Origin of the sequence: Thermobacillus xylanilyticus (genome assembly GCF_907165215.1) — a bacterium.
In the GTDB taxonomy this organism is placed as follows: domain Bacteria; phylum Bacillota; class Bacilli; order Paenibacillales; family Paenibacillaceae; genus Thermobacillus; species Thermobacillus xylanilyticus.
In genome coordinates this window covers 46,882-59,053 of record NZ_CAJRAY010000026.1, presented here as the reverse complement: position 1 = coordinate 59,053, position 12,172 = coordinate 46,882, and the positions used below count along the sequence as shown (strand labels likewise).

The 12,172-nt window shown below is 64.3% G+C and carries 8 protein-coding genes; 6 read left to right on the top strand and 2 right to left on the bottom strand.

What is annotated here, in order from left to right; translation table 11 throughout:
• Positions 1-8: 8 nt before the first annotated feature.
• Both KJQ12_RS06005 and KJQ12_RS06000 read right to left on the bottom strand, forming a co-directional pair.
• Positions 9-896 (bottom strand): fumarylacetoacetate hydrolase family protein, encoded by an 888-nt coding sequence (locus KJQ12_RS06005; protein ID WP_015256151.1) that lies wholly within the window; start codon positions 894-896, stop codon positions 9-11.
• Positions 897-1,012: 116 nt separating this feature from the next.
• Entirely contained in the window at positions 1,013-1,783 is a 771-nt protein-coding gene (locus tag KJQ12_RS06000; RefSeq protein ID WP_015256150.1) for an HAD family hydrolase, read from the bottom strand.
• Positions 1,784-1,990: 207 nt separating this feature from the next.
• Between KJQ12_RS06000 and KJQ12_RS05995 the strand changes: the two genes are divergently transcribed.
• From KJQ12_RS05995 to KJQ12_RS05970, 6 genes are all read left to right on the top strand, one after another.
• Positions 1,991-3,346, top strand: coding sequence for a TrpB-like pyridoxal phosphate-dependent enzyme (locus tag KJQ12_RS05995; RefSeq protein ID WP_213483884.1), 1,356 nt, complete (start codon positions 1,991-1,993; stop codon positions 3,344-3,346).
• Between the two features lie 121 nt (positions 3,347-3,467).
• Positions 3,468-3,608, top strand: coding sequence for a hypothetical protein (locus KJQ12_RS05990; protein WP_157373602.1), 141 nt, complete (start codon positions 3,468-3,470; stop codon positions 3,606-3,608).
• 139 nt (positions 3,609-3,747) lie between these two features.
• A complete protein-coding gene (locus KJQ12_RS05985; RefSeq protein WP_015256147.1) occupies positions 3,748-5,286 on the top strand; it encodes a TIGR02677 family protein in 1,539 nt (512 codons plus the stop codon).
• On the top strand, positions 5,283-6,524 hold the full coding sequence (locus KJQ12_RS05980) for a TIGR02678 family protein (protein WP_015256146.1): 1,242 nt from the start codon (positions 5,283-5,285) through the stop codon (positions 6,522-6,524). Before KJQ12_RS05985 ends, KJQ12_RS05980 begins: the two co-directional genes overlap by 4 nt.
• A 42-nt stretch (positions 6,525-6,566) precedes the next feature.
• Positions 6,567-10,697: a TIGR02680 family protein gene (locus KJQ12_RS05975; protein ID WP_213483883.1), complete on the top strand. Its 4,131-nt coding sequence runs from the start codon at positions 6,567-6,569 to the stop codon at positions 10,695-10,697.
• On the top strand, positions 10,694-12,076 hold the full coding sequence (locus tag KJQ12_RS05970) for a TIGR02679 domain-containing protein (protein ID WP_213483882.1): 1,383 nt from the start codon (positions 10,694-10,696) through the stop codon (positions 12,074-12,076). Before KJQ12_RS05975 ends, KJQ12_RS05970 begins: the two co-directional genes overlap by 4 nt.
• Positions 12,077-12,172: the final 96 nt, after the last annotated feature.

Below are 12,172 nucleotides of genomic sequence, written 5' to 3'. Positions count from 1 at the left end.
CCCTGAACTCACGCAATCGGATTCGTCAGCGCGCCGAGCCGCTCGATTTCCACCGTCACCGTATCGCCCGCCCGCAGGTACGGCTTGCCGGGCATGCCCATCGCCACGCCGGCGGGCGTCCCCGTCAGGATGATGTCGCCCGGCTCGAGCGTGAAATGCCGCGAGATATACGCGATCAGCTCGGCGCAGCCGAAGATCATGTCGCCCGTATTGGACTGCTGGCGCACCTCGCCGTTCACGATCGAGCGGATCGCGAGCCGCTGCGGGTCGCCGACCTCGTTCGCGGTGACGAGATACGGTCCGAGCGGGCAGAAGCCGTCGCCGGTCTTGCCGAGCAGCCACTGGGATGTGCGGTTCTGCAGATCGCGCGCCGAAATGTCGTTGGCGCAGCAGTAGCCGAAAACATGATCCAGCGCTTCCGCCTCCGATACCCCGCTTGTCCGCTTCCCGATCACGACGCACAGTTCGGCCTCGTAATCGAGCTGATCCGTCAAATGCGTTCCGCGAACCGGCTGCAGATGGGCATTCAGTGCGTTGGCGTACTTGCTGAACAGCACGGGCGTCTCCGGCGGCGTCTTGCCTGTCTCTTCGGCGTGCGCGCGGTAATTGAGCCCGACGCAGATGATTTTGCCCGGCGCGGGCACGCACGGCCCCCACGACACCTGATCCTCCGGCACGAGGTACGGTGCTCCGGCCGTCGCGGGGCATTCTTCAAGCAGCCGACCGAGCGCGGCAATGCCGGCCTCACCCGTGCGGATCGCGGCCATCGGATCGATCGGCACGCCGTCCCGGCTGCCGCCCGTCGCTTCAAGCGCGCGCTCAAAATCGATGATTCCGCCCTCGACTTTCACCCCGAGACGGGGCGTCCCGTCCCGCATCAATGTCGCCAGTTTCAACAGCCATCCTCTCCTTTCGGATGCATACGACTGCGCGATGCCGAAGGAACCTGCAGCCGCTATGTTCCCGTCCTCATCGTAACCGAAAAACCGGCTTCTGCGCGACCGTCCCGACTTCACGCCTCCCCGTGCGGCGGGAAGGCGAGCGCATCGTAATCGGAAACGACTTCGTCCGCTCCCGGCAGGCCGCCGGGAGCGCCGATCCCGATGGTCAGGCGGACGCCCGCCGCCTTGCCCATCTGCATGTCGCCGGCGGTATCGCCGATCAGCGCGGTCCGCGACGGCTCGATGCCGAGCGAGGCGCAGGCCAGGCGCGCCATCTCGGGATCGGGCTTGCCGCGGCTTACCCGGTCGTTGCCGATGATGTCGGCGAAATGATGGTCAATCCCCAGCCAATGCAAATGTTTCCGGGCTTCCTTCGTATCATCCGCGGTTACGACGGCCAGCGGCAATCCGCGCTGCGCGCATTGTTCCAGGAAACGGTGCAGGCCGGGCAGCGCCCGGGCCGGCCGCATCCGGTCCAGTTCCGCTGCAGCCTGGATGCGGCAGCTGCGGACCAGTTCCAGCGCTTCATTCCACGGCAGCCCGCAACGATACGCCTTGCCCGCCAGAATGGCCGTCACATCATCGATCGACCCCATCGCGAAAGGGCCTTTGCGGTCATAGCCGATCATCGGGCCGTCCGCCGCATGGAAAGTGCCCAGCAGTTCGGTCCACTCGTTCATCCGCCACTCGATTCCCAGGGCGGCAAGACCGGCGCGCAGCCGTTCGTACAGACAATCCGCCCAGGCTCCCCATAACCCGAGGAAATCAAGCAGCGTGCCGTCCTTGTCGAAAAGGATGCCGTCGATCTCATAGGCTCGGCCGTTTACCAGCAGCATCGTCATACAGCCTTCCCCTCCGACACGCCGGAGAGCAGTTCCCCCCAGTACGTCATGTCGACCGAAACCTCCATCAGCACAAGTGCCATTTTCCACTTCAACATGAACATTGCCGATTCCTCCGTATTCCGGAACAGAATTGAAGACGATGAAAAGGAAATTTCCCCTTCGCGTTGAATGTTTTGTAGAAACTTCCCCAAGGAGTCGATGCCGGTGAGCGAGAAGAAAATTCTGCTGTCCGAACGCGAGATTCCGACGCATTGGTACAACGTCATGGCGGACATGCCCAACCTGCCGCAGCCGCCGCTGAACCCGGCGACCGGGAAACCGGCCGGTCCCGAAGATCTGGCGGCGATCTTCCCGATGGAGCTGATCAAGCAGGAAGTATCGACGGAACGGTGGATCGAAATTCCGGAGCCGGTGCGGGAGCTGTACAAGATCTGGCGTCCGGCGCCGCTGTACCGCGCCCTGCAGCTGGAGAAGGAGCTGGATACGCCGGCGCACATTTATTATAAGTACGAAGGCGTCTCCCCGGCCGGCAGCCACAAGCTCAACACGGCGATTCCGCAAGCCTACTATAACAAAGAAGCGGGCATCAAGCGGCTGACGACGGAGACCGGCGCCGGCCAATGGGGCTCATCCATCAGCTTGGCCTGCCGATTCTTCGGGCTGGAATGCATGGTGTACATGGTGAAGGTCAGCTACAACCAGAAGCCGTACCGCCGCATCCTGATGAACACATTCGGCGCCCAGGTCGTCGCAAGCCCGTCGAACCTGACGGAAGCGGGCCGCGCCGTGCTCGCCGCCGATCCGGACTCGAACGGATCGCTCGGCATCGCGATCAGCGAGGCGGTGGAAGATGCGGCGAAGCGCAGCGACACGAACTATTCGCTCGGCAGCGTGCTGAATCACGTCTGCCTGCATCAGACGGTCATCGGCCAGGAAGCGAAGCTGCAGCTTGAGAAAGTCGGGGAGTATCCCGACGTGGTGTTCGCGAGCTGCGGCGGCGGTTCGAATTTCGCCGGGCTGGCGTTCCCGTTCCTGAGGGACAAGCTGACGGAGAACCGGAAGGTTCGCCTTGTGGCCGTCGAGCCGTCGGCCTGCCCGACGCTGACGCGCGGTACGTTCGCGTACGACTTCGGTGACGTGGCGAAGATGACGCCGCTCCTCATGATGTACACGCTCGGCCACGAGTTCATGCCGCCGGGCATCCATGCCGGCGGGCTGCGCTACCATGGCGACTCGCCGCTCGTCAGCCAGCTCTATCATGACGGGCTGATCGAGGCTGTCGCGTACGACCAGACCCGCGTCTTCGAGGCGGCCGTGCAGTTCGCCCGGACCGAGGGCATCGTGCCGGCGCCGGAGTCGGCGCATGCGGTGCGTGCGGCGATCGACGAAGCGCTGCGGGCGAAGGAAGCCGGCGAGAAGAAGGTCATCCTGATCGGCCTGTCGGGCCACGGTCATTTCGACATGTCGGCTTATGAGACGTATCTGTCCGGCGCCCTGCAGGATACGCCGTATTCGGAAGAAGCGCTGCGGGAGAGCCTGAGCCGGCTGCCGCAAGTATGATGGTTCGCGAATGGTTTGAAAGCGATGATGCAGGATCGCCGTGACGCTTTGAAGGGAGGCGGTCAATCCGGAAATAATCGAACTGCCGAAAACCTCGGGATTTTTCCGGGCGAAACGCCGGATGGAAGAACGGATCGGCACGTCGCTCGATCTGATCACGGCCGGCGATCCGGAAGCGATCGCCATCATGGAAGCGAACATGCTCAAGGAAACGTTGGAATGGCGTAGAAAATTGAAGTTGGATGAGACGGCTGAAAAATGATTGGGTCATGTCCCTGCCTATTTGGCGGGGTTTCTTCTTGCGCAATTGTTCGCTTTCCCAACATTCCGCGGCTTGCCAACCGCCCGTGTTCTTGTTTACAGTTGGGAATAGAACGTTTCATGGCGAAGGGAGTCGGAAAATGGATCTGCCGCTGTCCGGCCGCTTGACGCGCAACATCCCCGAACTCAAGTATGTCAACGCGGACAACGTCGCCCGTTACCGCGTGATCATGCGATTTTTCTACGAGGAATACAAGCGTCTGCGCTACTGGATGAAGCCCGAGGACGTGTACAACGGGGTCATGCGGTGGGGCGCGCTGCCCGATTACACGCTGGAGCAGTGCATGGCCGATCTCGCGCAGCTCGAGGAGTGGGGCAACCTCGCTTCCCGGCACGACGCGGGGCGCGCCACAACGCTTGAAGAGTACATGCGCAAGAAGCTGCAATATCTGCTCACGCCGTATTCAATCGAGATCGAGCGGCTGCTGGAATCGCTCGAGAAAGTGACGGGATACGGCGGCTCGCTGGAGCCGACGCTGTTCGACTCGATTGCGGAGAAACTTTTCGCCATCCGGCGGATGGACTGGGACAAGGAGCCGGGAGCCGCGCTTGAACTGTGGACGTCGCTCCATGACGCGTTCAAGCGACTGCACGAGAACGCGGCCGACTACATCGCGAGCATGCAGACGGCCAAGGCCGAGGAAATGATGGTAACCGAATCGTTCCTCGTCTACAAGGACCGGCTCACCCATTACCTGCAGAATTTCGTTCAGGCGCTGCAGCGGAGCGCATACAAGATCGAAGGCAATCTCGAGCAGATATCGGCCAATCTGCGCGACATGTTCCTGGAGCGTGTCGCCGACGAAGAGCTGGACAGGCCCCGGCTTGAGGACGTGCCGGACAAGGCGTCGATGGTCGGCGAGTTGCGGCAGGGCTGGAGCAATCTGGACCGATGGTTCCGCGGAGACGGGCGCGCCCCGTCCGAGCTGGCGCTGCTCGAGCGGGCGACGAAGGACACGATCGCGCGCGTCGTGCGCAGCGTCATCCGCCTGCAAGAAAGAAAACGCTCCGGCGTCAGCCGCAAGAAGGAACTGGAACATCTCGCCGGCTGGTTCGCGCGGATGGAGCGGCTGGAGGACGCGCACAGGTTGGCCGGGCTCGTGTTCGGCTTGTTTCGGACACGCCATCTGCAAGGTGAAGATTTGCGGTTGACCGACCGGGCCGACCAGTCGATGTGGGACGAGGAGCCGACGGTACGCGCCTTGCGCTCCCGCAGCCGGAAGCGCATCGGGCGGCAGGAGACGGAGCCGGTGCCCGAGCATGCCGAACGGAAGCGGCGCGAGCGGGAGGCGTACCGGCGGCGCCAGGCGGAGGAATGGGCGGTCATGCAGGATCTGCTGCGGCGTGGAAAGCTCGTCGTATCCGAACTCGGCGTCGTGCCGTCCGCCGTGCGCTTGCGGCTCTTGCACTGGATCGGAAGATGCAACGCGTCGCCTCGGCATTCGTTCATGACGCCGGAAGGCGTCGTCATCGCCATGACGAATCCCCGGACGGCGCGGCGGACCATCCTCCGATCGGAAGACGGCGACCTGGAGCTGCCGGATTACGAGTTCGTCTTCGCGATGGAAGACGCGGCCCGGATGGCGGCCGCGGCGGCGGAAGGAGGACGGGGCGAATGAGCGGCGGCAACGCGGGCATGAGCGCGATCGCGCGGGCGAAGCGGGCGGCCCGCACGGAGGCGGCTTCGGCGCAGGCGCTGGAGCGCAAGCGGGAATGCGTCCACGCGCTGCTGAACCGGCCATGGATCCTGAAGGAAGACGATCCGGACCTCTACTTCGCGATCCGGGATGACTACGAGGAGCTGCGGGACTGGTTCATGGATCAGGCGGGTCTTCCCCTCATCGTCACGCGCAGTCTCGCCAAGCTGGAAAAGACGCCGGCCATACCGCACCCGTGGATGGGGTTCGAGGAGTTCCGCGAGGTCAGCGACTACGTTTTTTTCACCTATGTGCTGTGGTATCTGGAAGACAAGACCGAGATGGACCAGTTTCTTCTGTCGGAGCTGGTGGAAGAAGTGCGCGAACAGATGAACGCGGCGGGCCTGGAAGCGGACTGGAAGATCTATCATCACCGGATGTCGATGGCCCGGGCGCTGCGCAAGCTGACGTCGCTCGGCGTGCTGATCGCGGTCGACGGGGACGAAAGCGGCTGGGCGCAGAGCGAGGAACGGAACGCGCTCTACGAATGTTCGTCCCATGCCCGCTATGTGCTCCGCCGGTTCCCGCAGGATCTGACGATGTACGTCCGGATGGAGGAACTGACGGATCCGATCCGATACGCGGACACGCCGGACGGCGAGAACATGCGCCGGCGCCATCGCGTCTACCGGCGGTTCTTGATGGAGCCGGCCGTGCTTGACCGGGATTGGGAAGCGGATTTGCTGCCCTATGTGCTGACGCAGCGCAGGTCGATCATGGACCATCTGCAGCGGATGCTCGGATGGGAAGGCCGAAGATACCGCGAGGGACTTCTGTTCTTCCATCCCGAACTGACGAGCGAGGCGGAGCTGTTCCCGACGCTGGCCGGTGTGTCGGATCTCGTCCTGCTGCTGGCCGGTGAGCTGCGCCGCCGTCTCGGCATGGAAGACGGCGGCTTGCGGCCGGAACCGGACGGAACGATCCTGCTCGAACGGTCGGAGCTGGAAGGGATGCTTCTGCGCCTGCAGGAACAGCATCAGACTTATTGGAGCAAGGAATACCGCGGAATGTCCTCGGCCCAGCTGGCGGAGGAATGCACCCGCCACATGGCGGAGTGGCGGCTGGGCGAGTGGGAGGACGGGCACCGCTTCAGAATCTTTCCTGTGCTGTCGCGCTGGAGCGGGGAATACGACATCGCGGGCACGGATGACGAACCATAGAACGGATGCGGAGAATAAAGAAAGACCGGAGGAGGCGACGGAATGACGGTCTATACGGGGAACGCGGACGGCAGATGGCGGATGGGGCGCGTCGGCATCCTCAATTTTTGGCATTACGATGAAGAAGTGTTCGAACTGGAGGATGGACGGCTCATTCTGCGTGGGGCGAACGGATCGGGCAAGTCGGTGACGATGCAAAGTTTTCTCCCGCTCGTCCTCGACGGCGACAAGCGTCCGCACCGCCTCGATCCGTTCGGTTCGCGCGACCGGCGCATCGAGTATTATCTGCTCGGCGAGCCGGACAGCGGCAAGACGGACGTCACGGGCTATTTGTGGATGGAATTCGTCCATCCCGCGAGGGGGCTGACGAAGACGATCGGCATCGGTCTTCGCGCGCGGCGGGGAGCGGCCCAGGTGCAGTTCTGGGGATTTCTGCTCGACGACGGGCGGAGGATCGGGATCGATTTCTGGCTGTACGATCGGAATCACTGGCTCGAACACCATACCCGGATTCCACTCGGCCGGCAGGAGCTGGAGAAGGCGATCGGCGCCGGTGGCCAGGTGGTGCACGATCAGGCGTCCTATCGCGATCTGGTGAATCGGCAGTTGTTCGGTTTCGCGGACGCGGAGAGCTATCAGGATCTTCTGCATCTGATGATCCAGCTGCGCAGCCCGAAGCTGTCGAAGGAATTCAAGCCGTCGGCGATCTATGACATTCTGCACAGCGCGCTCCCGCCGCTGCAGGAGGATGAGCTCAGGCCGCTCTCCGAAGTGCTGGAGGACATGGATCAGATAGCCGACCGGCTGGACGAGCTGCGTCTCCATATGCGGGAACTCGGCAGGCTGCAGGAGACGTACGAGCGCTACAACCGGCGGACGCTGTACGACGAATCGGCGCGGTTGCTGGAGGCGAGCGCGGAACATCGCGGGCAGGAGACGCGGCTTCGCGAGAGCGAGGCGAACCTGAAGCAGGCGGAAGAGGACAAACGGGCCGCGATGGCGGACATTTCGCGTCTGGAAGCGGCGATCGGGCAGGCCGAGAGCGAGCTGGACGTGCTGGAGAACCACGAGGCGATCGGCAAGCAGCGGGAGCTGGAAGCGGCGGCGGCCGCGCTCGCGGATGCGGAGAAACATCTGGAACTGGCGCATGAACGATTGCGCAGGAACCGCGACCGTCTTCTGGCGGTCGAACGCGACCTTGAGGAAGCCGAACTGCATCGCGGCCGGTTGCGCGCGGAACAACAGGAGTTGTTGAAAGAGCTCGAATCAATCGCGCAAGAGATCGAATTCGCCGATCACGCGGTCCATCATCGGCTGTGGGAGCGCGGCGAACCCGCGGATGATGTGTGGAGGGAACCTTGGCGGCGCGATCTGAAGCGGCACAGGGAACGGTTGGAAATGGCGCTTGCGAAGGCGCGCGAGGAGCAGGCCGCCGCCCGGGCGGTGCGGGAGTTGGAAGCGGACCTGGGCGAAGCGCGCAAGGGAAGGGACGAACGGGAGCGGGAGCGCAATGAATGTGCGCGGGCGCTTGAAGAAGGCAAGGACGCGCTGCGCGAAACAATCGTCATGTGGCGCGATGCGCTCGTCGAATTGCCGTTCGGCGAGGATCGGGTCCGCGAGACGTTCGAGGCGGTGTCGGCGTTCGGCGTGAACACCCGGTCCGCCGAAGCGATCCGCGCGCCGATGCGGGAAGCGCTGGCCGCAAGACGGGAACAACTGGCCGCCGAGCGGCTGCGGCTGGAGCATGAACGGCGGATGCTGGAGTTGGAGCGGGAGCGGCTCGCGGAGGAGAAGCGGACATGGGAAGCGGAGCGCGAGCCCGAGCCGCCCCGGGGCGATGCGCGCGCGCGCCGGCGCGAGCGCTGCGCGCCCGGAAGCGGTGCGCCGCTGTACGCCGCTTGCGATTTCCGCGCGGATGTGGACGATGCGCGGCGGGCGCGGATCGAGGAAGCGCTGGAGCGCGCGGGGCTGCTGGACGCCTGGATTTCGCCGGACGGACGGATCGGCGCGGCGGGCGACGATGAAGAGGAGGCCTGGATTGTTCCGCAGCCGATCGAGTTCGGTTACACGCTGGCCGATGTGCTCGTTCCGTCGCCCCCGGCGGAATCCGGACTCTCAAATGAGACGATTGACGCGGTATTGCGGACGGTGCTGTGGGTCGATGACGGAGGGGCGTACGGACTTGACGCGCAGGGGGCCGCCCTGTCGGGCGCCGGAGCCTGGCGGATCGGTCCGCTCGCCGGCCAGACGGCCGGCAAGGCGCGCGCCGAGTATATCGGCAAGGAGACGCGGCGCCGGACTCGGCTGCTGGAGATCGCGCGCCTGCAGCGGGAACTGGAGGCGCTGGCCGAACGGATCGCCGATCTCGACCGCGGGCTGGCCGACCTGTCCGCCAGAGAGCGGCAGGCGATTGAGGAGAGCGGCGGTTTCCCGGACACGGCCAATCTTGAGCAGCGGCTGCAGGACCTGAACGATGCGGCTTCCAGGTTGGAGGCCGCACTCGGTCAGGAGCATCGCGCGCTCGAGCGGTTCAAGGCGAAGTCGGCCGAATGGCGCGAACTGCAGCGGGAGTTGACCGAACTGACACAATCCTGGTCGCGGCTGAAGCGGGAACGGGACCTCGAAGAGGCGCTGGCCGCGGCGAGGGACTATGAGGCGGCGCTCTCGGACCTGCATTCCGCCTGGCGGCGGCAGGCCGATCTGGAGCGGCGGACAGACGACTTGCGTCATGCGCGGCAAGCCGCGGAAGACGCGATCGGACAGGACGAACAGCTGACGGATGAACTGGAGGATCGCCGCCGCGTGCTGCGCGCCCAGGTGGACGCATTGCGCAGGCTGATGGATGATCTCGGGCTGGCCGATATTTCCCGCCGCATCGAGACGTTGAAGCGGGAGCGGGAGCGGCTGCTGCTGGAACGGAAGGCGGCGTCCGCGAGGCTGGCGGATGCCACCGAGGCGGCGGGCAAGGCGGCAGCAAGCGTGGAACTGGTGCGGGAGCGGGAAGCCGAGTGCCGGCGGCTGCTGGAAGACGCTCTGGAGCGCTGGCGGCGCGAGATCGGCAGGCGGCTTCTGGACGAATGGCGGGACGCGGCGGCCGAAGCCGCATCCGCGGGCGCGGAACGGGCGGCAGAGCTGGCCCATGCGATCCGGCAGCGCTACGACGCGGCGTTCTCCGGCCGGAACGCGGACACGGTCAAGAACACGCTGCTGGAGCAGTTCAATGAAGTGCGGAGCGTTCTGACCGACTACGTGCTCGAGCTGGACATCGAGGAAGACACAGGACGGATCGTGCTGGCCTCGAAAAGGGACCGCGCGCATCCGCAGCCGCCTTCGTTGCTGCTCGAGGAACTGAAGCGTGACGAGGAACAGCAGAGCGCGCTGCTCAGCGAGAAGGACCGCGAATTGTACGAGGAGATCATCTTGCGCAGCGTCGGCAAGGCGATCCGCCAGCGCATCCACCGCGCGGAAAGCTGGGTGGACCGCATGAACCGTCTCATGGAAGAGCGCAACACGTCGAGCGGCCTGCGGCTGAAGCTGGAATGGCGGGAGAAGGCGGCGGCGAACGAACAGCAGCTGGACACGGCGGTGCTCGTCGAGCTGCTCAAGCGGGACGCCCACCGGCTGCGCGAAGACGAGATTGACGCCATGATCCGGCATTTCCGCTCGCAGATCGGCTACGCGAAGCAGAACGCCCTGAGCGAGAAGGAGTCGCTGCGCAAGCATCTGTACGAGGTGCTTGACTACCGCAACTGGTTCCAGTTCGAGCTGAAGTATCGCAAAGGGGAACAGACCGGGTACCGGCCGCTCACCGATTCGCGCTTCAATGTGCTGAGCGGCGGCGAGAAGGCGATGGCGATGTACATTCCGCTGTTCGCCGCGGCCTGGTCGAGGTATTCCGACGCCCGTCCCGACGCGCCGCGGATCATCTCGCTCGACGAGGCGTTCGCCGGGGTCGACGAAGAGAACATGCGCGACATGTTCCAACTGCTCACCGAAATGGGCTTCGACTACATGATGACATCGCAGGTGTTGTGGGGCTGTTACGACACGGTACCCCGGCTGGCCATCTATGAAATCCACCGCCCAAAGGACGCCGATTTCATCACGCTGTTCCGCTACCGGTGGAACGGGCGCGTCAGGGAATATGTGCCGGACGAGGCGGATGCGTCATGAGGACGGACGAGCAGCGGGGCGATGGTCCGCGGAGGGCGGCCCAATATTTCGGCCGGCCAGCCTTCCGGCGCATGCTGGCCGCTGTCTGGAGGAAGTATGCATCGCTCGGGCGGATCGGCGGCAAGGCGGTCGTGCCGGATCTGTCGCCGGACGAATGCGAGGCGATCGGCGAGTTCTTCGGCTGGAACTTAAGGCCCGGGGACACGGCCGAGATCCCGCTCACCCTGTTCGAAACGGAGCTGCGCGACTCGGCGTTCGCGATCGGCATCCTGGATTTGCATCAGGTGCTGGAAGGCCGGCCGCTGCTGGCCAAGAGCGAGCAACGGTCGCTGCGGGACGAAGCATGGCGGCGGTTTCTGCTGGCGGCCCGGGAATCCACGGGAACGGTGGCATCTTCGGTTGCCGCCGAATGGCTGTCCCGGTTGGAACAGGGTTGCGGGGCCGGACTGCCCGCGCTGCGGGAACTGTACAAGGCCGATCCGGAAGAGGCCCTGTCGTCGCTTCGGGTTGTCGTGCGCGTGCTGGACTTCCTGTTCGCGGGTGCGGGTCGGCCGATCCGGCTCCCGGTGTTGGCTGCCCGGATCAGCGGCGATGCCCACGCGCTGGATGCCGGACATCCCGCCGGCCGGATGCTGCTGGCGGTGCTCAGGGAACGCGCGGATATGGAGGACGGCGTCGCCTCGACGGGCGGCGGCGATGCCGCCTCCGAGTTGGGTGCCGGAGATTCGCGGGAAGAGGAAGACGGTTCCGGGACGTTGAAGCTGCGGGAACTGTACCGCCGATTCGGCATCCTGGATGACGACCTGTCTTCTATCGTTCACTGGTATGTTCCGGTTCCGGACGAGCCGGCGATGCCGCGGGTGTGGACATTGCGGCAGGTGGAGGCGGCCGAACGGATTCCGCGTTGTTCTTCGCTCTATGTCGTCGAGAATCCCGCCGTATTTTCAACGATTGTGGATGCGGCCGGACCGGTGGTGATGGACGGCGATCCTCCCGCGCTGATCTGCACGAGCGGACCGGCCAGCGCGGCGGCGATCCGTTGGATGCAGCGCGCGTTGGAGTATTCGGGCGACGGCTGCAAGCTTTACTATTCCGGAGACTTCGACATCAAGGGGCTGTCCATGGCCCGGACATTGGCCGGTCTGTTTCCGGAGCGGTTTGCGCCATGGCGGTTTGACAGCGAGTCTTATCTGACGGCGATCCGGTCTTTGCCGGGCCCGGCGTTCGACGGAGGCGAACTTTCAAGGCTGGCGAATATGGTGGTGGAATGGGATCGCTCATTGTGCGCCGTGATGCGGGAAGTCGGTCGGAAGGTCCATCAGGAAGCGCTTGTGGAAGATTTGGTCAGGGATTTCTGTGAGACAGGCGGGTTTGCGTGACGGCGCATCCCCCTTTTTTGTTGATGAACCGCGGAGTGATATTGTGTAAAAATATGGATATTCCATGAAAGATCTATCGCCAAATGTGGGCGTTAA

Excerpts from the sequence above, each read along its gene's own strand:
- KJQ12_RS05970 (WP_213483882.1), top strand. The coding sequence starts at position 10,694 with ATGAGGACGGACGAGCAGCGGGGCGATGGTCCGCGGAGGGCGGCCCAA.
- KJQ12_RS06000 (WP_015256150.1), bottom strand. The coding sequence starts at position 1,783 with ATGACGATGCTGCTGGTAAACGGCCGAGCCTATGAGATCGACGGCATC.
- KJQ12_RS05990 (WP_157373602.1), top strand. The coding sequence starts at position 3,468 with ATGGAAGAACGGATCGGCACGTCGCTCGATCTGATCACGGCCGGCGAT.
- KJQ12_RS05980 (WP_015256146.1), top strand. The coding sequence starts at position 5,283 with ATGAGCGGCGGCAACGCGGGCATGAGCGCGATCGCGCGGGCGAAGCGG.
- KJQ12_RS05985 (WP_015256147.1), top strand. The coding sequence starts at position 3,748 with ATGGATCTGCCGCTGTCCGGCCGCTTGACGCGCAACATCCCCGAACTC.
- KJQ12_RS05975 (WP_213483883.1), top strand. The coding sequence starts at position 6,567 with ATGACGGTCTATACGGGGAACGCGGACGGCAGATGGCGGATGGGGCGC.